Source organism: Enterobacter sp. E12 (genome assembly GCF_014596715.2).
Classification (GTDB): Bacteria; Pseudomonadota; Gammaproteobacteria; order Enterobacterales; family Enterobacteriaceae; genus Enterobacter; species Enterobacter bugandensis.
The window spans coordinates 3,128,760-3,150,363 of the sequence record NZ_CP115601.1 but is presented as its reverse complement, the minus strand read 5'-3'; the positions used below and the strand labels follow the sequence as shown (position 1 = coordinate 3,150,363).

At 55.7% G+C, this 21,604-nt stretch carries 20 protein-coding genes; 12 read left to right on the top strand and 8 right to left on the bottom strand.

Annotation, left to right across the window (positions count from 1 at the left end; genetic code table 11):
- The first annotated feature begins 12 nt into the window (after positions 1-12).
- Genes IB212_RS15005 through IB212_RS14995 form a run of 3 tightly spaced genes read left to right on the top strand, consistent with a single transcriptional unit; the run spans position 13 to position 2,834 of the window.
- The gene (locus IB212_RS15005; protein ID WP_045629855.1) at positions 13-1,170 is read left to right on the top strand and encodes an ABC transporter permease; all 1,158 of its coding nucleotides are present in this window, start codon (positions 13-15) and stop codon (positions 1,168-1,170) included.
- Positions 1,163-2,113, top strand: coding sequence for an ABC transporter ATP-binding protein (locus IB212_RS15000; RefSeq protein WP_041909050.1), 951 nt, complete (start codon positions 1,163-1,165; stop codon positions 2,111-2,113). Before IB212_RS15005 ends, IB212_RS15000 begins: the two co-directional genes overlap by 8 nt.
- The gene (locus tag IB212_RS14995) at positions 2,097-2,834 is read left to right on the top strand and encodes an ABC transporter permease (RefSeq protein WP_041909052.1); all 738 of its coding nucleotides are present in this window, start codon (positions 2,097-2,099) and stop codon (positions 2,832-2,834) included. Before IB212_RS15000 ends, IB212_RS14995 begins: the two co-directional genes overlap by 17 nt.
- Here the strand turns inward: IB212_RS14995 and IB212_RS14990 are convergent.
- Together IB212_RS14990 and mlrA are read right to left on the bottom strand one after the other, a co-directional pair.
- Positions 2,809-2,922 (bottom strand): protein YohO, encoded by a 114-nt coding sequence (locus IB212_RS14990; protein WP_008500895.1) that lies wholly within the window; start codon positions 2,920-2,922, stop codon positions 2,809-2,811. The genes IB212_RS14995 and IB212_RS14990 overlap by 26 nt on opposite strands.
- Positions 2,923-2,991: 69 nt before the next feature.
- Positions 2,992-3,732: an HTH-type transcriptional regulator MlrA gene (gene mlrA, locus IB212_RS14985; RefSeq protein ID WP_041909054.1), complete on the bottom strand. Its 741-nt coding sequence runs from the start codon at positions 3,730-3,732 to the stop codon at positions 2,992-2,994.
- Between the two features lie 218 nt (positions 3,733-3,950).
- Between mlrA and IB212_RS14980 the strand changes: the two genes are divergently transcribed.
- From IB212_RS14980 to IB212_RS14970, 3 genes are read left to right on the top strand one after another with little or no spacing between them, the layout of a single operon-like run.
- Positions 3,951-5,636, top strand: coding sequence for a sensor histidine kinase (locus IB212_RS14980; RefSeq protein ID WP_041909056.1), 1,686 nt, complete (start codon positions 3,951-3,953; stop codon positions 5,634-5,636).
- A complete protein-coding gene (gene btsR / locus IB212_RS14975; protein ID WP_023312443.1) occupies positions 5,630-6,349 on the top strand; it encodes a two-component system response regulator BtsR in 720 nt (239 codons plus the stop codon). Before IB212_RS14980 ends, btsR begins: the two co-directional genes overlap by 7 nt.
- A 46-nt stretch (positions 6,350-6,395) precedes the next feature.
- Positions 6,396-6,866: a DUF1456 family protein gene (locus IB212_RS14970; RefSeq protein ID WP_041909058.1), complete on the top strand. Its 471-nt coding sequence runs from the start codon at positions 6,396-6,398 to the stop codon at positions 6,864-6,866.
- 30 nt (positions 6,867-6,896) lie between these two features.
- On the opposite strand, the gene metG is transcribed toward IB212_RS14970, so the two are convergent.
- Positions 6,897-8,930 (bottom strand): methionine--tRNA ligase, encoded by a 2,034-nt coding sequence (metG, locus tag IB212_RS14965; protein ID WP_041909060.1) that lies wholly within the window; start codon positions 8,928-8,930, stop codon positions 6,897-6,899.
- A gap of 137 nt (positions 8,931-9,067) precedes the next feature.
- Here metG and apbC point away from each other — a divergent pair, with 137 nt between their 5' ends.
- Entirely contained in the window at positions 9,068-10,177 is a 1,110-nt protein-coding gene (apbC, locus tag IB212_RS14960; protein WP_188245676.1) for an iron-sulfur cluster carrier protein ApbC, read from the top strand.
- A gap of 93 nt (positions 10,178-10,270) precedes the next feature.
- Here the strand turns inward: apbC and IB212_RS14955 are convergent, their stop codons facing one another.
- Together IB212_RS14955 and IB212_RS14950 are read right to left on the bottom strand one after the other, a co-directional pair.
- Positions 10,271-10,750, bottom strand: a complete 480-nt coding sequence (locus tag IB212_RS14955) for a GNAT family N-acetyltransferase (protein ID WP_041911989.1) — start codon at positions 10,748-10,750, stop codon at positions 10,271-10,273.
- The gene (locus tag IB212_RS14950; protein ID WP_008500887.1) at positions 10,701-11,033 is read right to left on the bottom strand and encodes an RcnB family protein; all 333 of its coding nucleotides are present in this window, start codon (positions 11,031-11,033) and stop codon (positions 10,701-10,703) included. Before IB212_RS14950 ends, IB212_RS14955 begins: the two co-directional genes overlap by 50 nt.
- A gap of 475 nt (positions 11,034-11,508) precedes the next feature.
- Here IB212_RS14950 and IB212_RS14945 point away from each other — a divergent pair, with 475 nt between their 5' ends.
- The 4 genes from IB212_RS14945 (at position 11,509) to IB212_RS14930 (ending at position 15,862) form a co-directional block, all read left to right on the top strand.
- On the top strand, positions 11,509-12,648 hold the full coding sequence (locus IB212_RS14945) for a polysaccharide export protein (RefSeq protein WP_028013832.1): 1,140 nt from the start codon (positions 11,509-11,511) through the stop codon (positions 12,646-12,648).
- Positions 12,648-13,097, top strand: a complete 450-nt coding sequence (locus IB212_RS14940; RefSeq protein ID WP_041909065.1) for a protein-tyrosine-phosphatase — start codon at positions 12,648-12,650, stop codon at positions 13,095-13,097. Before IB212_RS14945 ends, IB212_RS14940 begins: the two co-directional genes overlap by 1 nt.
- On the top strand, positions 13,097-15,271 hold the full coding sequence (locus tag IB212_RS14935) for a polysaccharide biosynthesis tyrosine autokinase (protein ID WP_041909067.1): 2,175 nt from the start codon (positions 13,097-13,099) through the stop codon (positions 15,269-15,271). The genes IB212_RS14940 and IB212_RS14935 overlap by 1 nt, the downstream gene beginning before the upstream one ends.
- A 75-nt stretch (positions 15,272-15,346) precedes the next feature.
- Positions 15,347-15,862, top strand: a complete 516-nt coding sequence (locus tag IB212_RS14930) for a protein disulfide oxidoreductase (protein ID WP_041909069.1) — start codon at positions 15,347-15,349, stop codon at positions 15,860-15,862.
- A gap of 36 nt (positions 15,863-15,898) precedes the next feature.
- Here IB212_RS14930 and IB212_RS14925 read toward each other — a convergent pair whose 3' ends face one another.
- From IB212_RS14925 to IB212_RS14915, 3 genes are all read right to left on the bottom strand, one after another.
- Positions 15,899-17,365 carry an aspartate aminotransferase family protein gene (locus IB212_RS14925; RefSeq protein WP_028013828.1) on the bottom strand — a complete coding sequence of 489 codons (1,467 nt, stop codon included), beginning with the start codon at positions 17,363-17,365 and terminating at the stop codon, positions 15,899-15,901.
- 18 nt (positions 17,366-17,383) lie between these two features.
- The gene (locus IB212_RS14920) at positions 17,384-18,760 is read right to left on the bottom strand and encodes a diaminobutyrate--2-oxoglutarate transaminase (protein WP_014884533.1); all 1,377 of its coding nucleotides are present in this window, start codon (positions 18,758-18,760) and stop codon (positions 17,384-17,386) included.
- A gap of 343 nt (positions 18,761-19,103) precedes the next feature.
- Positions 19,104-20,111, bottom strand: coding sequence for a LacI family DNA-binding transcriptional regulator (locus IB212_RS14915; protein WP_188245675.1), 1,008 nt, complete (start codon positions 20,109-20,111; stop codon positions 19,104-19,106).
- A 237-nt stretch (positions 20,112-20,348) separates the two neighbouring features.
- On the opposite strand from IB212_RS14915, the gene IB212_RS14910 reads away from it, so the two are divergent.
- On the top strand, positions 20,349-21,590 hold the full coding sequence (locus tag IB212_RS14910) for an MFS transporter (protein ID WP_041909073.1): 1,242 nt from the start codon (positions 20,349-20,351) through the stop codon (positions 21,588-21,590).
- Positions 21,591-21,604 lie beyond the last annotated feature (14 nt).

Sequence of the window (21,604 nt, the reverse complement as noted above, 5' to 3'; positions counted from 1 at the left end):
CGGGAAAGGGCTGTGCCAATAAAATGTCATAACCGCGTACTGCTGCTGTTGGCCTGCGTGGCCATCGCGGCGGTCGCGTTACCGTTTGTGAACGTCGCGCCTAACCGCCTGATGTCGGGGGAAGGGCGTGCTCTCTGGGACGTATGGTCGTTCACGCCGTGGTGGCTGGCGGCTGCGCTGGCCGCGTGGGTTGGACTGTCGCTCTGGCAAGGGCGAACGGCGCAGTGGCTAACGCTGCTGCTCTCGGAAGGTCTCTTTATCGCGCTGTTCTGGAGCGCGGGGCTGGCGGCAACGCATATGGCCTCGGCGGAAAGTCCGCTGGCGAGAACCACGCCAGGCAGCGGCCTGTGGCTCTGGCTGGCTTTGTGTTTACTGGCCAGCAGCGATGCGATTCGTCGTCTCATCGCCAGTTCTGTCTGGCGCTGGGTGCTTAATGCACAGATATGGTCTATTCCGCTGCTGTTATTGTTCAGCGGTGAACTGAACAACCTCTCGCTGTTAAAAGAGTACGCCAATCGTCAGGAGGTATTTGATGATGCTCTGGCGCAACATCTGACGATCCTTTTCGGCACGCTGATCCCGGCGCTGCTGATCGGGATACCGCTCGGCATGTGGTGTTATCGTCATCCCTCACGTCAGGGTAGCATCTTTGCCGTGCTCAACGTCATCCAGACCATTCCCTCCGTTGCGCTGTTTGGCCTGCTGATTGCCCCCCTGGCCGGGCTGGTGAAGTCGTTTCCCGCGCTGGGCGCGGTGGGTATCGCCGGAACGGGGTTAACACCCGCGCTGATTGCGCTGGTGCTGTACGCGCTGCTCCCGCTGGTGCGCGGCGTAGTCGCCGGCTTAAGCCAGGTTGCGCCGGATGTGCTGGAAAGCGCCCATGCGATGGGGATGAGCGCGCGACAGTGTTTCTGGAAGATACAGCTCCCGCTGGCGCTGCCCCTGCTGCTGCGCAGCCTGCGGGTGGTAGCGGTTCAGACCGTTGGCATGGCGGTGATTGCCGCGCTGATTGGAGCGGGCGGCTTTGGCGCGCTGGTGTTCCAGGGGCTGCTGAGCAGCGCCCTCGATCTGGTGTTGTTAGGCGTAGTCCCTACCATTGCGCTGGCGGTTGTCGTCGACGCCCTGTTTGCCTTATGGCTCGCGCTGCTCAGGAGAAGAGCCAATGATTGAATTTCATGATGTGAGTAAAACCTTTGCCGGCCGCCCGGCGGCAAGCCATCTGAACCTGAACTTTGCCGAGGGGGCATTTTCCGTGCTGATTGGCACTTCGGGCTCGGGAAAATCCACCACGCTGAAGATGATCAACCGGCTGGTGGAGCATGACAGCGGGTTAATTCGCTTTGCCGGGGAAGAGATCCGCAGCCTGCCGGTGCTGGAGCTGCGCCGCCGAATGGGCTATGCCATTCAGTCTATCGGCCTGTTTCCGCACTGGACGGTGGCACAGAACATCGCCACCGTGCTGCAGCTGGAGAAATGGTCGCGGGCTAAAATCGCTGACCGCGTTGATGAACTGATGTCTCTGCTGGGGCTGGAGCCCGCGTTGCGCAACCGCTATCCTCACCAGCTCTCCGGTGGACAACAGCAGCGCGTGGGCGTGGCGCGCGCGCTGGCGGCTAACCCGCAGGTGCTGCTGATGGATGAACCCTTTGGCGCGCTGGATCCCGTTACGCGCGGGGCGCTGCAAACGGAGATGACCCGCATTCACCGCATTCTTGGTCGAACCATCGTCCTCGTGACGCACGATATAGATGAAGCCCTGCGCCTGGCCGACCATCTGGTGCTGATGGACCACGGCGAGGTGGTGCAGCAGGGCGCGCCGCTTGCGCTGCTGACCAGCCCGAAGAATGACTTTGTACGCGAGTTTTTTGGCCGCAGCGAGCTGGGCGTCAGGCTGCTCTCCCTGCGGACGGTCGGAGACTATATGCGCCGTGAGAATGCACCGCCCGGCGGGGAACCGCTACAGGAGCAGATGAGCCTGCGTGATGCCCTCTCCGCGTTTGTCGCGCGCCGGTGCGAAGTCCTGCCCGTGGCGGATGTCCGGGGTGCGCCGTGCGGCAGCCTGCATTTTCGCGATCTGCTGGCCGGGGAGGTGACGCGTGAAGGCACTGCGTGATCCGCTCCTCTGGCTGGTAGCGCTCTTTGTCGCCTTACTGTTTCTGATGCCTCACAGCGCGGCGCTGTTTAACACTCTTTTTCCGGGGCTACCGCGGCCGGTGTATCAGCAGGAGAGCTTTATTAACCTTGCCCTGGCGCATCTCTGTCTGGTGGCGCTCTCAAGCGTCATCGCGGTGGTGCTGGGAGTAGGGGCGGGCATCGCGGTCACGCGACCTGCGGGCCGGGAGTTTCGTCCGCTGGTGGAGACGGTTGCGGCCATTGGACAGACGTTTCCGCCGGTGGCGGTGCTGGCGATAGCGGTGCCGGTTATGGGTTTTGGTCAGCAGCCCGCGATTATTGCGCTGATTCTGTACGGCGTGTTGCCCGTTCTGCAGGGCACGCTGGCGGGCGTTGCGGCGGTCCCGGCGTCTGTTTTAAGCGTGGCGGAAGGGATGGGGATGAGCCGCTGGCAGCGGCTGCGCAAGATAGAACTGCCGCTTGCGGCACCGGTTATTATTGCCGGGATCCGCACGTCGGTGATCATTAACATCGGGACGGCGACCATTGCGTCTACGGTCGGTGCCAATACGCTGGGAACGCCGATCATCATCGGCTTAAGCGGGTTTAATACGGCTTATATTGTGCAGGGGGCGGTACTGGTCGCGCTGGCGGCCATCGTCGTCGATCGCCTTTTTGAGCGGCTGGCGCTATACCTCAGCCGACACCGCCACGAACGATAAACGAGTATCCTGCAAGCATCACGCCGCCGATACCGCTTACGGCCATCAGGACAAAAAGGGTAATAATGGCGAGTTTGGTTGCCTTCATCATGTGCTCCTGTTGTTAACGGAACAATTATACGGTGAAGCGCAGCTGTTAATGAACCATTAAATGCCGTTATGGCTCATCCGGGCCAAGGGAATAAACCGGATAACCATGCTCACGCCACTCCGTCAGCAGCTGTTGCTGCGTGGCGGACGGCACTTCGCCACACCAGACCAGCAGGGTCTGGCCGTCGAAAAACTCGGGTTTGAGCTGCCCCAGCGAGTGCGCAAGGACATCCACGCGCCAGCCCTTTTGGGTGGCGATCCACGCTTCCAGCCACAGACGGGTGGTATCGTGCACGTTCCAGCCGACCACCAGCGCATCTTTTCCTGCCTTGTTCTTCGCCGAGGCAAGACAGACGGCAATATAGTTGATCAGCACCCCGTCAAGCATGCTGAGCAGCGCCTGCAGGGTAGACTGTTGGCACTGCAGGCGCCGACGGAGCGGAATGAAAAGATGGGTGATAAGCGTTTTCGCCGGATAATCGCGACCCTGCTCTTTGATCCAGGCGCGCAGTCGCTGCAGGTTACCGGCCTGCAGGAGCCGCAGCAGCGTTTCCTGCTGCTCGCGCCAGAGGCGTTGCGTGTCCGGGTCGTCGTGGCTCAGCAGGGACTTCACTTTCCCGACCTGCACCCCGTTGTCGATCCAGCTTTTGATTTCACGGATCCGGTCGATATCGGTATCGTTGAAAAGGCGATGACCACCGTCCGTCCTCTGCGGTTTGAGCAATCCATACCGTCGCTGCCACGCCCGTAGGGTAACGGGATTGATATCACAAAGGAGTGCCACTTCACCGATTGTGTAAAGCGCCATATTTGCCCCCTGGCTTACGCGTCCCCAGCTTAACTGTAGACCCACTTTGCCGAACCAGGAAGAATTGATTAATTTTTAAACAAATAATGCGAACCATGCACGATGTGCAGAAAAAGATGTGATAACGGACACGATTTTACGCTTTTTTGGGGCGCTTCAAAGAAAGTTCAGCCGCATCCGTGTATGTTACGCGTTTTTTAGCGTGTGCGGTTTTGAGTATGTACGAGTTTAACCTTGTGTTGCTGTTGCTTCAGCAGATGTGCGTGTTTCTGGTCATTGCCTGGCTGATGAGCAAAACGCGTCTTTTCATTCCGCTGATGCAGGTCACCGTACGCCTGCCGCACAAGCTGCTCTGCTACGTCACCTTCTCTATTTTTTGCATCATGGGGACCTACTTCGGCCTCCACATCGAAGACTCTATTGCTAATACGCGTGCCATCGGCGCTGTGATGGGCGGGCTGCTGGGCGGCCCGGTCGTCGGTGGCCTTGTCGGTTTAACCGGTGGGCTGCATCGCTATTCCATGGGCGGGATGACGGCGCTCAGCTGCATGATCTCGACGATCGTCGAAGGGCTGCTTGGTGGCCTGGTGCACAGCTATATGATTAAGCGCGGTCGCCCGGACAAGGTGTTTAGCCCGCTTACCGCCGGGGCCATCACATTTGTGGCTGAAATGGCGCAGATGGCGATCATTCTGCTGATTGCCCGCCCGTTCGAGGATGCTCTGCACCTGGTCAGCAGTATTGCCGCCCCGATGATGGTGACCAACACCGTCGGCGCGGCGCTGTTTATGCGTATTCTGCTCGACAAGCGCGCCATGTTTGAGAAGTACACCTCGGCCTTTTCCGCCACGGCGTTGAAGGTTGCCGCCTCGACCGAAGGGATCCTGCGTCAGGGGTTTAACGAAGAGAACAGCATGAAGGTCGCGCAGGTGCTCTATAAAGAGCTGGATATCGGCGCGGTGGCCATTACCGATCGCGAAAAGCTGCTGGCGTTTACCGGCACCGGAGACGATCACCACCTGCCGGGCAAACCGATCTCGTCGACCTATACGCTGCGCGCCATTGAAACCGGCGAAGTAGTGTATGCCGACGGTAACGAAGTGCCTTACCGCTGCTCGCTGCATCCGCAGTGCAAGCTGGGCTCCACGCTCGTCATTCCGCTGCGCGGGGAAAATCAGCGGGTGATGGGCACCATCAAGCTGTATGAGGCGAAAAACCGTCTGTTCAGCTCCATCAACCGCACGCTGGGGGAGGGTATCGCCCAGCTTCTTTCCGCGCAAATTCTGGCCGGGCAGTATGAACGGCAGAAAGCCCTGCTGACGCAGTCTGAAATTAAGCTGCTGCATGCCCAGGTCAATCCGCATTTCCTGTTTAATGCCCTCAACACGCTCAAAGCGGTGATTCGCCGCGACAGCGATCAGGCCGCGCAGCTGGTGCAGTTTTTGTCGACCTTTTTCCGTAAAAACCTGAAGCGCCCGTCAGAGATCGTGACCCTCGCCGATGAAATTGAGCACGTGAATGCCTATCTGCAAATTGAACAGGCGCGGTTTCAGTCCCGCCTGCAGGTGTCGCTCTCCGTTCCGGACGAGCTGGCGTATCAGCATCTTCCGGCCTTTACCCTGCAGCCTATTGTGGAGAACGCCATCAAGCACGGTACCTCGCAGCTGCTGGGGAGAGGGGAGATAACCATTGCCGCCAGCCGTTTTAACCACCATCTGGTGCTGGATATTGAAGATAACGCCGGGCTGTACCAGCCTTCCGCTTCGGGCGGATTAGGGATGAGCCTGGTTGATAAACGTCTGCGCGCCCATTTTGGCGACGACTGTGGCATTACCGTCGCCTGCGAGCCTGACCGTTTTACCCGTATTACCGTTCGACTGCCGCTGGAGGAAAACGCATGTTAAGAGTGCTGATTGTGGATGACGAGCCGCTGGCACGGGAAAACCTGCGCGTTCTGCTGCAGGAGCAGCCAGACATTGAGATTGTGGGGGAGTGCGCCAACGCCATTGAGGCCATCGGTGCGGTGCACAAGCTGCGCCCGGACGTGCTGTTCCTCGACATTCAGATGCCGCGCATCAGCGGGCTGGAGATGGTCGGCATGCTCGACCCGGCGCATCGTCCCTACATCGTGTTTCTGACGGCGTTCGACGAATATGCCGTTAAGGCTTTTGAGGAGCACGCGTTCGATTATTTACTCAAGCCGATTGAAGAGAAGCGGCTGGAAAAAACGCTCACCCGCTTACGCCAGGAGCGAACCGTCCAGGACGTTACGCTGCTGCCGGAAAACCAGCAGCCGCTGAAATTTATCCCTTGCACCGGGCACAGCCGGATTTATCTGCTGCAAATGGATGATGTGGCGTTTGTCAGCAGCCGCCTGAGCGGGGTGTTTGTCACCAGCGCGGAAGGGAACGAAGGGTTTACCGAGCTGACCCTGCGCACGCTGGAGAGCCGTACGCCGCTGATTCGCTGTCACCGTCAGTATCTGGTGAACATGGCACACCTGAAGGAGATCCGTCTGGAAGATAACGGTCAGGCCGAGCTGGTGCTGCGCGCCGGGCAGACCGTCCCCGTCAGCCGCCGCTATCTGAAAAGTTTGAAAGAGGCGATTGGCCTGTAAAACTGGTACACTGCGCGCCATTGCATCATCGACATTCGAAGGCTCTATGCTAAGTAACGATATTCTTCGTAGCCTGCGCTACACCCTGAAAGCAAACAATAACGACATGGTGCGCATTCTTGCGCTGTCCGACATTGAATCCACGTCTGCAAATTTTGATACCTGGATGACCAAAGAGGACGAAGAGGGCTTCGTCCGCTGCCCGGACATCATTCTGTCGGGTTTTCTGAACGGGCTGATTTACGATAAACGTGGAAAAGATGACTCCGCGCCCGAGCTGGCGCTGGAGCGTCGGGTGAACAACAACACGGTGCTGAAAAAGCTGCGTATCGCCTTCTCGTTGAAAACGGACGATATCCAGGCGATCATGACCGAGCAGAAATACCGCGTGTCGATGCCGGAAATCACTGCCATGATGCGCGCGCCGGACCACAAAAATTACCGCGAGTGCGGCGACCAGTTTCTGCGTAATTTCCTGCGCGGGCTGACCCATCGGGTGCATCACCCGAAACCATAAAAAAGCCGGAGATTATCTCCGGCTTTTTTTTTATTTCACCTGCTGGCCCGGCTTCGCGCCTTCGTCTGGGCTTAACAGGAAGATATCCTTCCCGCCAGGGCCTGCTGCCATCACCATCCCCTCGGAAATGCCGAAGCGCATTTTGCGCGGCGCCAGGTTAGCGACCATCACGGTTTGACGGCCGATCAGCACCTGCGGGTCCGGGTAGGCAGAACGGATGCCGGAGAAGACGTTGCGCTTCTCGCCGCCGAGATCCAGCGTCAGGCGCAGCAGCTTGTCAGAGCCTTCCACGAATTCTGCGTTTTCAATCAGCGCCACGCGCAGGTCGACTTTAGCAAAGTCATCAAAAGTGATGGTTTCCTGAATCGGATCGTCCGCCAGCGGGCCGGTTACCGGTGCTGCAGCCGCTTTCACCTCTTCTTTAGAGGCTTCGACCAGCGCTTCAACCTGCTTCATCTCGATGCGGTTATACAGCGCCTTAAAGGTGTTCACCTTGTGGCCGAGCAGCGGCTGTGCCATTGCATCCCAGGTCAGTTCGGTGTTCAGGAACGCTTCAGCGCGGGCTGCCAGCTGCGGCAGAACTGGCTTCAGGTACGTCATCAGTACGCGGAACAGGTTGATGCCCATGGAGCAGATGGCCTGCAGATCGGCATCGCGGCCTTCCTGTTTAGCGACAACCCACGGCGCCTGCTCGTCCACATAGCGGTTAGCCAGGTCAGCCAGCGCCATGATTTCACGCACTGCTTTACCGAACTCGCGCGTTTCCCAGGCTTCGCCAATGGTGGCTGCCGCGTCGGTGAAGGTTTGGTACAGGGCAGGGTCCGCCAGCTCAGCGGCCATTACGCCGTCAAAGCGCTTGGCGATAAAGCCCGCGTTACGGGACGCCAGGTTCACCACCTTGTTGACGATGTCTGCGTTCACGCGCTGCACGAAATCTTCCAGGTTCAGGTCGATATCGTCGATGCGGGAAGAGAGCTTCGCGGTGTAGTAGTAGCGCAGGCTATCCGCGTCGAAGTGGTTCAGCCAGGTGCTGGCCTTGATGAACGTCCCGCGGGACTTGGACATCTTGGCGCCGTTCACCGTGACGTAGCCGTGTACGAACAGGTTGGTCGGCTTGCGGAAGTTGCTGCCTTCCAGCATGGCCGGCCAGAACAGGCTGTGGAAGTAAACGATGTCTTTGCCGATGAAATGGTACAGCTCGGCGGTAGAGTCTTTCTTCCAGTATTCGTCGAAGCTGACGGTGTCGCCCCGCTTGTCGCACAGGTTCTTGAAGGAGCCCATGTAGCCGATTGGCGCGTCCAGCCAGACGTAGAAATATTTGCCCGGCGCATTCGGGATTTCGAAGCCAAAGTACGGCGCATCGCGGGAGATATCCCACTGCTGCAGGCCGGATTCGAACCACTCCTGCATCTTGTTCGCCACCTGCTCCTGCAGCGCGCCACTGCGGGTCCACGCCTGCAGCATTTCGCTGAAGGACGGCAGGTCGAAGAAGAAGTGCTCGGAATCACGCATCACAGGTGTGGCGCCGGATACCACGGATTTGGGCTCAATCAGTTCGGTCGGGCTGTAGGTCGCGCCGCAGACTTCGCAGTTATCGCCGTACTGATCCGGGGATTTACATTTTGGACAGGTGCCTTTGACGAAACGGTCCGGCAGGAACATGCCTTTTTCCGGATCGTACAGCTGAGAGATAGTGCGGTTTTTGATGAAACCGTTCTCTTTCAGACGGGTGTAGATCAGCTCCGACAGCTCGCGGTTTTCTTCGCTGTGCGTGGAGTGATAGTTGTCATAGCTGATGTCAAAGCCAGCAAAATCGGTCTGATGCTCCTGACTCATTTCGGCAATCATCTGCTCCGGGGAAATCCCCAGCTGCTGCGCTTTCAGCATAATCGGCGTGCCGTGGGCATCGTCCGCACAGATGAAGTTAACCTCGTGGCCGCGCATTCGCTGGTAACGGACCCAGACATCAGCCTGGATATGCTCCAGCATGTGGCCGAGGTGGATTGAGCCGTTGGCGTACGGCAGGGCGCACGTTACCAGAATTTTTTTCGCGACTTGAGTCATAGTAGGCATTACTTCTTTTAACTGTGAAAAGGGTTTTCGATATTACCAAAAGGGGCATTATTAAGTAAGCACAAACCACGGCCTTTCAGGTAAACTTGTTTGTCTAAGGTCTTATTCACAAGAACAAAGGAGTCGGGATGAGTTCTCAATCCCAGGCCAAATCACCGGAAGCCTTACGAGCAATGGTCGCCGGGACGCTGGCTAACTTTCAGCATCCAACCCTGAAGCATAACCTCACTACGCTGAAAGCGTTGCACCACGTCGCATGGCTGGACGATACGCTGCACGTTGAAGTGCAGATGCCGTTCGTCTGGACCAGCGCCTTTGATACGCTGAAAGAGCAGACCAGCGCCGAGCTGCTGCGCATTAGCGGTGCGAAAGCGATTGACTGGAAGCTGAGCCACAGCATTGCCACGCTGAAGCGTGTGAAAAATCAGCCGGGCGTCAACGGGGTGAAAAACATCATCGCCGTGAGTTCAGGTAAGGGTGGGGTGGGTAAATCCTCTACCGCCGTTAACCTCGCGCTCGCGCTGGCGGCGGAAGGGGCAAAGGTCGGTATTCTGGATGCCGATATCTACGGTCCGTCTATTCCAAACATGCTGGGTGCGGAAAATCAGCGTCCAACCTCGCCGGACGGCACGCATATGGCGCCGATCGTGGCGCACGGTCTGGCGACCAACTCCATCGGTTACCTGGTGACCGACGATAACGCTATGGTCTGGCGCGGCCCGATGGCCAGCAAAGCGCTGCTGCAGATGCTGCAGGAAACGATGTGGCCGGATCTGGATTATCTGGTGCTGGACATGCCGCCGGGCACCGGTGACATTCAGCTGACGCTGGCGCAGAACATCCCGGTAACGGGGGCCGTTGTGGTCACCACGCCGCAGGATATCGCGCTGATCGACGCCAAAAAAGGCATCGTGATGTTCGAGAAAGTGGAAGTGCCGGTGCTCGGCATCGTCGAGAACATGAGCATGCACATCTGCAGCAACTGCGGACACCATGAGCCTATCTTTGGTACGGGTGGGGCGGAAAAACTGGCAGCGCAGTATCACACCCAGCTGCTGGGGCAGATGCCGCTGCATATTTCCTTGCGTGAAGATCTGGACAGCGGGAAGCCGACGGTCGTCAGCCGTCCAGACAGCGAGTTCGCTGAGATGTACCGCCAGCTGGCGGGGCGCGTTGCGGCGCAGCTGTACTGGCAGGGTGAAGTGATCCCGGGTGAAATCGCCTTCCGCGCGGTGTAACCCCCCAGCACTGGATTGCCGGGTGGCGGTTTCGCCTTACCCGGCCTACGAAATACGATTTTGTAGGTCAGGTAAGCGAAGCGCCACCTGACTTTACCCAAGCCGGTAATGCATAAGATAGTACTCTCCCTCAGGAGAATTCCCCGTCGCCTCAATGTGCCAGCCGTGCCGCTGGTAAAACGTAATAGCCCGCGTATTTTTCACCAGACACTTGAGTGAGCCCGTGCTGGTAAACGTCTTCTGTACGTGCTCAAGCAACACATGTCCGACGCCCAGGCTCTGATACTGCGGGTCGACAAACAGGTTGTGCAGAAAATTATCGTTCGTCCAGACTGAGGCGAAGCCAAGTCGGTGCCCATCCTGCTCCGCCACCCAAATCTCTTCGTCCAGGGTTGCCGCGTCAAAATCTTCAAGCTGCCACGCAGAACTGTCCAGCCACGGCCAGGCTTCACGCCGGGCGTGGAGGTAGAGCGTACGCAGGAAAGGGCGGTCGCTCTCCTGCCACGGACGGATTACGATCGTATCAGCGATGATAGAAAATATCTCCATTGTAGGCTTTGTAGATTTTGCCATCTGCATCGCCAATCAGGACGTAGTTTTCGCCCATGTAGGTCCAGTGGGTACCGGCATCCGGTGCCGGAAGGTTACGCAGCTGGTACTGTTTAATGGTGTACTCCGGCGTTTGATACTGCGCCGGTGCCGTATCGCCGATTTTAAACTTCGTGAAATCGGCGATGAACTCTTGTTCTTCATAGGCCTTGATGCCCGATGGCGCAGCGGCGGTTTGCGGGGCAGAAAACGCGGAGCCCGCCAGAGACAGTAACACACCCAGAAGCAGCAATTTACGCTTAGCCATTTTTTCTCCAGTGATATTGTTTCAGAGACTTTCGTCTGCAGGGCACACAGCACAAGACAGACGGTCTATTTTAAGTATCAAAGCATGATGCGTTTGATAAAAAATGTAACAAAAGTGGAGGGGTTTGGGTAGTCGATAACGGTGATGTTCATCATTGCTGTGAATGTTGATTGTGCGGAATATTTGTTATTTTTATTATTTTATTAATCTATTCTGAAAATAAGTTTATACGTCAAAATAGCACCGTTAAGCAAATGCTTTCGTAAGGGATAACATTTAATATCGCGGCGCATAAAGTATTATTACTCTCCGTTTTCTTGCGCAGTTGTGCGCTGTTTTTTAACTTTTTAAACGACAGCGAACGTGTGTTTTACAGTATCACGGTGAAATAATAAATAACTATATTTCAATGGTTTGCTTACTTTCTTTTGCGAGTTAACTACCCAGCGCAACGATAAATCAACATTTTATATAAATGAAAAATACAACTGCTCTTTTACTGTCCTTTCTGACTCTCAGCCAGCTAACAGGATGTGTATTTTCACCAGGCCAGAACTTAAGTCTTTCCGGGAAAAAAGTCACTACCGGTGAGGAAATTAACGATCCGCTGGACAAACGCGTGGAAGTTTTTCCTTTAACCCCTGGATTGATTGAAAAACTGCGCCCACCCGTTTCTAAATCTCAGGCAAATCCTACTCTGGATGAGCAGCTCAAAAACTGGGAATACCGCATTGGCTCAGGGGACATTTTGACGGTCACCGTCTGGGATCACCCTGAACTCACGACGCCCGCAGGGCAGTACCGTAGCGCGAGCGACGCGGGTAACTGGGTTAACGCCGATGGTACGCTTTTCTACCCCTACGTCGGCAAGCTGAAAGTGGCGGGCAAAACGGTTTCACAGGTACGTGAGGAGATCACCGCGCGGCTGGATGAGGTCATTGAGAGCCCTCAGGTGGACGTCAGCGTTGCCTCCTTCCGTTCTCAAAAAGCCTATATCACCGGAGAGGTTGAGAAATCGGGCCAGCAGCCAATAACCAATATTCCATTGACGGTAATGGATGCGGTGAACGCCGCGGGCGGTCTCTCTGCGGATGCCGACTGGCGTAACGTCGTGCTCACGCATGATGGCCAGGACTCGCGCCTTTCCCTCTATGCTCTGATGCAACATGGCGATTTAACCCAAAATAAGCTGCTTTATCCGGGCGATATCCTGTTTGTTCCCCGGAACGACGCGCTGAAAGTGTTTGTGATGGGCGAGGTGGTTAAACAGAGCACCCTTAAGATGGATCGTAGCGGCATGACGCTGGCCGAAGCCCTGGGGAATGCAGGCGGGCTGAACCAGAATATGGCCGATGCAACCGGGATTTTTGTTATTCGCCCGGTTTCACGAAAAGGCGAGAAAGACAAAATCGCCAACATCTATCAACTCAATGCGGAAGATGCCTCAGCCATGGTGCTGAGCACAGAATTCGAGCTGGAACCGTACGACATTGTCTATGTCACGACGGCACCGCTTTCACGCTGGAATCGTGTTATCGCCCAGCTGGTACCCACCATCAGTGGCGTACATGACCTGACCGAAACCGTCCGTTACATCAGATCGTGGCCGCAATAATGTTCAATTCAATTCTCGTGGTTTGCACCGGCAATATTTGCCGTTCACCGATTGGTGAGCGGCTGTTGCGCCAGCAGCTACCCGACGCGCAGGTGACCTCGGCAGGTATTTTCGGGCTTGAAGGACGCCCGGCGGATGCGACTGCAAAGTCAGTCGCCTTACGTCATGGCGTTTCGCTGGAAGGTCACGTGGCGCGTAAGGTCACACGTTTTCTGTTACAAAAATCCGATTTGATTCTGGTGATGGAGCCAGAGCATCTCCGTTTTATTGCCTCAGTGGCGCCGGAGAATCGGGGGAAATCGCTGTTGTTTGGTCAGTGGCTGGAAACTAAGGACATTCCCGACCCGTATCGCAAAAGCCGGGAAGCCTTCGAATATGTTTTCGAGCAGTTAGGAAAAGCCAGTCAGGAATGGGCTCGTCGTTTGCGTCAACAAGGAATGAAGCAGTAATGTCGTCTCATAAATCAGACAAATTTGGTGCTGCGACACCGCATGATAATGAAATTGATCTCATTCAGCTGCTGGCTGAGATGTTTGATCATCGGGTAATGATAGCGTGCATCACGCTCCTGTTCACCGTATGCGCCGGGATCTATGCGTATAGCGTCACACCGATCTATCAGGCTGATGCCCTTGTGCAGATAGAAGCGAAGCAGGACAACTCGTTGCTCAAAAGCTTAAGCCAGTTTGGTACCGATCTTTCACCTGATGTCGCGCCCGAACTCTTGCTGCTCAAGTCGCGGATGATTCTGGGAGAGACCGTTGATAAACTGGGGCTAACGTACAGCGTCAAACGGTGTGTTCTGCCCGTCATTGGGCCGCTGCTGGAACGAGGGCGTAAAGCCGGTGAACTGACAATTGGCGCGCTTACCCTTCCTCTTCTGGAAGACAAGCCACAGGAACTTTTACTGACCGTTCAGGAGCAGGGCCGGTATCACCTCGAAGGAAAAACGCTTGAGGCTGATGGCGTTGTTGGGAAGACGCTGGTTAAAGACGGAGTAACGCTGCTTGTCACCTCGCTCAGTGCGGCACCAGGCACCCGGTTTGCCCTCAAAACCGTCACAAAGCTTGAAGCAATTAACGCCCTTCAGCGCCGACTCATTGTTTCTGAGTCGGCGAAGCAGAGCGGAATTATTACCTTAACGCTGACGGGCGAGGACCCTGACAAGATCGCCGTGGTGCTCAATACCATTGCTGAAAATTATCTCAGCCAGAATATTGCGCGCCAGGAAGCTAAAGATACCCGCAGCCTGACGTTTTTACAGGACCAATTACCTAAAATCAGGCGCGAACTGGATGAAGCCGAAGCACGACTGAACGCCTACAGAGAGCAGCGCGATTCTGTCGATCTATCCCTTGAGGCGAAGACGGTTCTCGATCAGGTTGTTAATGTGGAAAATCAGCTTAACGAGCTGACGTTCCGCGAAGCAGAAGTTTCTCAGCTTTTCAAAAAGGATCACCCAACCTACCGCGCATTACGGGAAAAAAAACAGACCCTGGAGCAGGAACGTACGCGTCTGAATAACCGTGTCTCATCCATGCCTTCTACACAGCAGGAAATTTTGCGTTTAAGCCGTGACGTTGAGTCCGGGCGCACCATCTATCTGCAGCTGCTGACGCGTCAGCAGGAGCTGAATATCTCGCGCTCCAGCGCCATCGGAAACGTGCGGATCATTGACCCTGCAGTAACGCAGCCTGGACCCGTCAAACCGCACAAAGTGATTATCATTGTGTTCGGTATGCTGGTGGGATTGATGCTCTCGGCAGGAACGGTGTTGGTGCGCTCTGCGTTTAAACGGGGCATCACCTCGTCTGAACAGCTGGAAGCGCAGGGAATGCCTCTTCTGGCTACGCTCCCGCGTTCAGTGTGGCTATGGAAAAAAACGCATTTACGCAGAAGGACGCTGTTTGCTTCCCACTGGAAGCACAGGACGTCAAACGTACCTTTCCCGCCCGTTGACCGTCCGGCGGATATATTTGTCGAGGCGGTGCGCGGGTTACGCACCAGTCTGCATTTTACCATGATGAATGCCGTTAATCGGATAGTGGTGATTTCAGGCCCTTCGCAGGACTGCGGAAAGACTTTGGTGAGCACCTCGCTGGCGTCGATTGCCGCTCAGGCAGGTCAACGGGTACTGTTTATTGATGCGGATATGCGCAAGGGATATGTTCACAATATTTTCAAACTGAACAACCAGCATGGCTTGTCCGGCGTGCTGGGGGGAAGCGTAGAGTGGCAGGATGCGATTCAACGCTCCGAGAAAGGTGGCTTTGATGTCTTGACCTGTGGGCCTCAGCCTTCACATCCTGTCGAGCTGCTCATGAATGAGCGCTTCCAGACGGTAATGTCGCGAATAGACAAAGAGTACGACATCGTGATTGTTGACACGCCACCGGTGCTGGCCGTAACGGATGCGTTACTCGTCGCCAGAGCCGCGGCAACCACATTGCTGGTTGCCCGTTTCGGTAAAACCAGCGTCAAAGAGATCGAAAACTGTCGGAAGCGTCTGCAGCAGATGGGCGTCCAGGTTGAAGGCGCGATTCTCAATGATATTGTGAAATCCGCTGCGTTCTATTACCACTCGGGTTATAGCCATTACAACTACGGCTATACCCCGGAATAAAGTGACGCGACACTTCTTTACAGCATGACGCCGAATAGCCCGCTAAGATGACCTCCGTTAAATCGAGAGGTCATAATGGATAACCGTAAATTGAGTCGCCTGCGCCGCTGGGCGCGGGAAGGGATCATACTCATTCTGCTTACGCTGGTGGTCCTGTGGGGCGTGGATCAATACCGAAAGCCGTCATTACCCGCCAGCTTTAGCGCAACGCCTATGCAGAGCATCGACGGTAACATTCACGATATCGCGGCGCTCAGCAAGGAGCGCCCCCTGCTGATTTACGTCTGGGCAACCTGGTGTAGCATCTGTCGTTATACGACACCTGCGGTCGATAAGCTGGCAAAAGAGGGCGGTAACGTCGTAAGCATTGCCATGCGCTCCGGTGATGATGCAAAGCTCGCTCGCTGGGCTGAAAAGAAAAACCTGAGTATGCCGGTGATTAACGATGCAAACGGTGCCGTGTCGCAGCAGTGGCAGGTGAGCGTAACGCCGACGCTGGTGATTGTGTCAAAGGGGAAAGTAGTCAGTACCACAACGGGCTGGACGAGCTACTGGGGATTGAAAATCAGAATGTGGTGGGCAGGCGTATAAAGATAACCCCTCTTCCGACGGAAGAGGGGTTTTGTATTACTTCGCGAGAACTTCCTGCGCGGTGCGCTCAACCAGCGACAGCAGGATTTTGATATCCTCCAGCGTCACGGTTGGGTTCAGCAGAGTCAGCTTCAGGCAGGTGATGCCGTTATGCTCGGTCACACCGACGTTTGCACGGCCAGATTCCAGTAGCGCATCACCAATTTTCTGGTTCAGCAGGGCGATGCCCGCGTCGTCCATCTGCACCTGGCCACGGAAGCGGAACAGCACGCTTGCCAGCTGTGGCTGCATAACCAGTTCCAGAGCAGGCTGCTCTTTCACGTAGGCCGCAACCTGCTGCGCCAGCGTTACGCCGTGATCGATGATCGCCGCGTATTGCTCCTGACCCAGTGCTTCCAGGCTCATCCACAGCTTCAGCGCGTCGAAACGACGGGTGGTCTGCAGAGATTTGGACACCAGGTTAGGCACGCCCGCTTCTTCGTCGAACTCAGAGTTCAGGTAGGCCGCCTGATAGCGCATCAGCTCATAGTGACGCGCTTCTTTCAGCAGGAACGCGCCGCAGCTGATGGTCTGGAAGAACTGCTTGTGGAAGTCCAGGGTGACGGAATCCACCAGCTCGATGCCGTCCAGGTAGTGACGATACTGATCAGACATCAGCAGCGCGCCGCCCCAGGCCGCGTCAACGTGTACCCAGATGTTCTGCTTCGCCGCCAGTTCAGCAATGGCACGCAGCGGATCGATAGCACCGGCATCGGTAGTACCTGCCGTCGCGACGATGGCCAGAATCTGCTCCCCGTTCGCGTTGCACTGCTCGATTTTCGCCGCCAGATCGGTCAGATCCATGCGGGAGAACTCGTCGGTTTTCACCTGCACTACGGACTGATAGCCCAGGCCCATCAGCGCCATGTTTTTCTGCACGGAGAAGTGCGCGTTTTCGGAGCACAGCACGCGAATTTTGCGCAGATCGCCCACCAGACCGTCCTGCTGAACGGAGTGGCCCTGACGCGCAAAGAATGCGTCACGCGCCAGCATCAGACCCATCAGGTTGCTCTGGGTACCGCCGCTGGTGAACACACCCGCGTCGCCAGCCTGATAACCCACGCGGGTACGCAGCCACTCGATCAGTTTGATCTCAATAATGGTTGCGGACGGGCTTTGATCCCAGGAGTCCATACTCTGGTTAGTGGCGTTGATCAGCACTTCCGCCGCCTGGCTTACCACCAGGCTTGGGCAGTGCAGGTGCGCCACACACTGCGGGTGATGAACGGACAAGCTGTCTTTCAGGAAGAACTCCACGGCGCGTTCAATCGCCGCTTCGTTGCCCAGCCCTTTCGGGTTGAAATCCAGCTTAATACGGTCGCGCAGCTCCGCGACCGTTTTGCCCTGGTACATCTCAGGCTGCTTCAGCCACTGCATCACAGCCTGAGTGCTTTGTTCAATCGCCTGCTGGTAAGCTTCAATGCTCTGCGCAGAGGAGAACAAAATTGGGTTTGAATCTGACATCGTAATCTACTACTCCGGTTACGCCGGGCGAACGCCCGCAGCAAGCAGTGCCTGCTCGAATTTATCCAGGAAGATTTTCAGTTCTTCGTCGCTGATCAGCAGGGAAGGCAGCAGGCGCAGAACGATACCGTTACGACCACCACGCTCCAGAATCAGACCGGCTTCAAAGCACTTCTTCTGAATCAGCGCAGACAGCTCGCCGTCGCCAGGGAAGCAGCCCATATGGTCAGCAGCTTCGTGTGGCTTAACGATCTCGATACCGATCATCATGCCCAGACCGCGCACGTGACCGATGACCGGATAACGTTTTGCCATCTCTTTCAGCTGGCCTTTCAGCCATTCGCCCTGTGCAGCCACTTTGCCCGCGATGTTCTGGTCTTTCAGGATCTTCAGCGTCGTCAGGCCGGTTGCCATTGCCAGCTGGTTGCCGCGGAAAGTACCGGTGTGGTGTCCTGGCGCCCATGCGTCGAACTGCTTTTTGATACCGAGCACGGCCAGCGGCAGACCGCCACCAACCGCTTTAGACATCACGATGATGTCTGGCTCGATGCCTGCGTGTTCGAAGGCGAAGAATTTACCGGTACGGGCAAAGCCAGCCTGAACTTCGTCGAGGATCAGCAGAATGCCGTGTTCCTGAGTCACTTTACGAATGCGCTGCAACCACTCAGCCGGAGCCGGGTTCACGCCGCCTTCGCCCTGAACGGCTTCCAGGATCACCGCGGCAGGTTTACGCACGCCGCTTTCAACGTCGTTGATCAGGTTGTCGAAGTAGTAAGTCAGCGCTTTCACGCCCGCTTCACCACCGATACCCAGCGGGCAGCGGTACTCGTGCGGGTAAGGCATGAACTGCACTTCTGGCATCATACCGTCAACAGCTTCTTTCGGAGACAGGTTACCGGTCACGGACAGTGCGCCGTGGGTCATGCCGTGGTAACCGCCAGAGAAGCTGATGATACCGCTACGGCCGGTCACTTTTTTCGCCAGCTTCAGCGCCGCTTCAACGGCGTCGGCACCGGATGGACCGGTGAACTGCAGGCAGTATTCTTTGCCCTGACCAGGCAGCAGAGAGAGCAGATATTCAGAAAACGCGTCTTTCAGAGGCGTAGTCAGATCCAGAGTGTGTAACGGCAAGCCGCTGGTAATGACATTTTGGATGCTTTTCAGCACATCAGGATGGTTATGGCCAAGCGCAAGGGTCCCTGCGCCTGCTAAACAGTCAAGGTATTCTTTATTATCTGCATCGGTGATCCACACGCCTTCTGCTTTAGTAATCGCTAAAGGCAGTTTGCGCGGATAACTCCTGACGTTAGATTCAAACTCGGCCTGACGGGCCAGATAGGTTTCGTTGCTTTTGTGGGCATCTACGGTGTCAATACGGACTTTATCCGTCATCATATCACTCCTACAACCGCCGCTTCGCTATGAGCCACGATTGAATAAAAAGTTAAAAAACAGATGGGGCCTGAAAAAAACGCCGCCAATATAGAGCCTTTTGTCACGGGGCTCAATGGTTAATTTGTTTACTGTTTTGTGACATGGAGCACAGGAGAGGCAATATCACCATTTTTAAAAAGAAAATTGCACTTTATTGGCAATAAAAACAATTGCTTATTCGGCATTTGTTCGGGTTGTTAAATGACAGAAAAGAGTGTGACAAATCGTGCCATTGGCTGACAAAAGAAGGGGGTATGCTGCCTTCATACCCCCTTCTTTTTCCATCAACGACAAAAAGCGGTAGTCACATGGCGCGCGCCATGGAATCACGCATTAAAAATGGACTTTCAACGCGCGTCGTTTCCCGGTGTTGTGCTCCGTTAATAATGTGCAGGGCGCTCAGGCGACCAATTTCGTAGTGGGGCAACTGAACCGTTGAAAGAGGCGGCAAAAACAGCTCGCCAATGCCCACCATATTGTCATAGCCGATAACCGCGACATCTTCAGGGATGCGAAGCCCTTGCGCCAGCAGCGTCTGGTACACCATAAACGCGATACGATCGTTACCGCAGATAACGGAATCAAACCGCGGGATGCCGTTCCGGATACGCGCCAGCAATGCGGACGGAATATCACGATAATGCTCATCCCCGTGCGCCATATACGCATGTTCCAGGCTGTCCGGGTCGATTCCGGCTTCACGGCAGGCGCGTTCAAGCCCCTGACGGCGCCGGGTTGTGGCCAGATGGCCCACAGGTAAATGCAGACACAGGGGCTGCCGATAGCCTTCCGCGAGTAATGCCCTGACGGCGGCGTACTGCCCCTGTTCATCATCCGGGATATAGCTGGCGACCTTTTCACCGACACTCTCGCAGTTGGCCAGCACGCAGGGGAGGGTGAGCAGCTTGGCAGGAAGAGGAACCTGACGTAACCCCATCGTGGTGTAGATAATCCCGTCTGGCCGGTGGGAGAGCAGAAGATCGACAATGGCATCCGGATTGTCGTCAGCAAACATATTCATGACGAAGCTATTCCAGCCGTGCATTCTGGCCGTCTCTTCAATGGACAGCGTAATCTCCACCGAAAAAGGTGTCGTGACCGTATCGAGCGCCAGCACGCCTATGGTTTTAGGCGAAGCATTCGCGCCGCGTATTTTCTTGGCGGACAGATCGGGAACGTAGCTGGTTTGCTCGATAGCCCACTGTACGCGCGCCAGCGTTTCCGTTTTAAGGCGCTCCGGGCTGTTAAGCGCGCGGGAAACCGTCATCAGCGATACGTTAGCCAGCTTTGCGACGTCCTTCAGGGAAGCCATTTTCTTACTCCGTTAATGCTCTGTGAGAGGGTATACAACTAAGTCGCTGATGTAAAAGGAAGGCTGATGACCAGGTTAAGTCATGCTTACCTCAGTTATGAATTTATGATCGCGATCTCACTTCCTTAATGTTAACGTTAACTTTCGTGATTAACATCTTAAATCTTCATCAGGCAGCATGAGAAAGCATGGATGTTAACGTTACCATTGGGGTCATTACTCCAACACGAGAATGCCATGATGAAAACGCATCACTCTCACAGCTATCCCTTACTGAGCGCATTACTGTTTTTCTTTTTTGTCACCTGGTCATCTTCCGGTTCGTTGCTCTCTATCTGGCTCCACCAGGAAGTGGGGTTAAAAGCGGGGGATACGGGCGTTATCTATGCCGTGCTTTCCGTCTCCGCGCTGTTTGCTCAAATCTGCTATGGATTTATTCAGGACAAACTCGGCCTGCGCAAAAACCTGCTCTGGTTTCTGACCAGTCTGCTTATTCTTTCCGGTCCGGCCTTTTTGCTGTTTGGCTATCTGCTGCAAATTAACGTGTTGCTGGGCAGTATTTTCGGCGGGATTTTTATTGGCCTGACGTTTAACGGTGGGATTGGGGTGCTGGAATCCTATACCGAACGCGTGGCCCGTCAGAGCCAGTTTGAGTTTGGCAAGGCGAGAATGTGGGGATCGCTTGGCTGGGCGGCGGCAACCTTTTTTGCGGGGCTCCTGTTTAACATCAATCCGAAGCTGAATTTCGCTGTCGCGAGCGGCGCCGGTCTGGTGTTTTTTGTTTTGCTCGCGCGCCTGCGGGTCTCTTCTGCACCGCACGCCATGCAGGAAGCGGTGTCCGGTGGCAAGGTGACGCTGGAAGACGCATTGCGCCTGCTGACGCTGCCGCGTTTCTGGGCGCTGGTGTTTTTCGTTATCGGCACCTGCATTTACGGCGTTTACGATCAGCAGTTCCCGGTCTATTTCTCATCACAGTTCCCGACGTTGCAGGAAGGGAACGCCATGTACGGCTATCTCAACTCCTTCCAGGTTTTCCTTGAGGCGGCGGGCATGTTTTGCGCCCCGTGGCTGGTGAACCGCCTCGGCGCGAAAAACGGCCTGATATTCGCGGGAATGGTGATGGCAATGCGTATGGTGGCATCCGGTCTGGTTGAGGGGCCGGTGCTCATCTCCATTACCAAGCTGCTGCACGCGGTAGAACTGCCCGTATTGCTGGTCTCGATATTTAAATACAACAGCTTACATTTTGATAAGCGGCTCTCTTCCACGCTCTATCTGGTGGGCTTTGCCTGTACAAGCTCGGTGATTGCGTCTGTGCTGTCGCCGCTGGCGGGTTACAGCTATCAGAAATACGGCTTTGCCCAATCCTATCTCATTATGGGGCTGTTAGTTTTCAGCACCACGCTCATCTCCATCTTCCTGTTGCGCTCGGGTAAGTCTTCTTCTGACCCGATCATGCCGCAACCCTCCACTATCTGACTGAAAAGAGTAAA

Excerpts from the sequence above, each read along its gene's own strand:
- IB212_RS15000 (WP_041909050.1), top strand. The coding sequence starts at position 1,163 with ATGATTGAATTTCATGATGTGAGTAAAACCTTTGCCGGCCGCCCGGCG.
- IB212_RS14990 (WP_008500895.1), bottom strand. The coding sequence starts at position 2,922 with ATGAAGGCAACCAAACTCGCCATTATTACCCTTTTTGTCCTGATGGCC.
- mlrA (WP_041909054.1), bottom strand. The coding sequence starts at position 3,732 with ATGGCGCTTTACACAATCGGTGAAGTGGCACTCCTTTGTGATATCAAT.
- IB212_RS14980 (WP_041909056.1), top strand. The coding sequence starts at position 3,951 with ATGTACGAGTTTAACCTTGTGTTGCTGTTGCTTCAGCAGATGTGCGTG.
- btsR (WP_023312443.1), top strand. The coding sequence starts at position 5,630 with ATGTTAAGAGTGCTGATTGTGGATGACGAGCCGCTGGCACGGGAAAAC.
- IB212_RS14970 (WP_041909058.1), top strand. The coding sequence starts at position 6,396 with ATGCTAAGTAACGATATTCTTCGTAGCCTGCGCTACACCCTGAAAGCA.
- metG (WP_041909060.1), bottom strand. The coding sequence starts at position 8,930 with ATGACTCAAGTCGCGAAAAAAATTCTGGTAACGTGCGCCCTGCCGTAC.
- apbC (WP_188245676.1), top strand. The coding sequence starts at position 9,068 with ATGAGTTCTCAATCCCAGGCCAAATCACCGGAAGCCTTACGAGCAATG.
- IB212_RS14955 (WP_041911989.1), bottom strand. The coding sequence starts at position 10,750 with ATGGCAAAATCTACAAAGCCTACAATGGAGATATTTTCTATCATCGCT.
- IB212_RS14950 (WP_008500887.1), bottom strand. The coding sequence starts at position 11,033 with ATGGCTAAGCGTAAATTGCTGCTTCTGGGTGTGTTACTGTCTCTGGCG.
- IB212_RS14945 (WP_028013832.1), top strand. The coding sequence starts at position 11,509 with ATGAAAAATACAACTGCTCTTTTACTGTCCTTTCTGACTCTCAGCCAG.
- IB212_RS14940 (WP_041909065.1), top strand. The coding sequence starts at position 12,648 with ATGTTCAATTCAATTCTCGTGGTTTGCACCGGCAATATTTGCCGTTCA.
- IB212_RS14935 (WP_041909067.1), top strand. The coding sequence starts at position 13,097 with ATGTCGTCTCATAAATCAGACAAATTTGGTGCTGCGACACCGCATGAT.
- IB212_RS14930 (WP_041909069.1), top strand. The coding sequence starts at position 15,347 with ATGGATAACCGTAAATTGAGTCGCCTGCGCCGCTGGGCGCGGGAAGGG.
- IB212_RS14925 (WP_028013828.1), bottom strand. The coding sequence starts at position 17,365 with ATGTCAGATTCAAACCCAATTTTGTTCTCCTCTGCGCAGAGCATTGAA.
- IB212_RS14920 (WP_014884533.1), bottom strand. The coding sequence starts at position 18,760 with ATGATGACGGATAAAGTCCGTATTGACACCGTAGATGCCCACAAAAGC.
- IB212_RS14915 (WP_188245675.1), bottom strand. The coding sequence starts at position 20,111 with ATGGCTTCCCTGAAGGACGTCGCAAAGCTGGCTAACGTATCGCTGATG.
- IB212_RS14910 (WP_041909073.1), top strand. The coding sequence starts at position 20,349 with ATGATGAAAACGCATCACTCTCACAGCTATCCCTTACTGAGCGCATTA.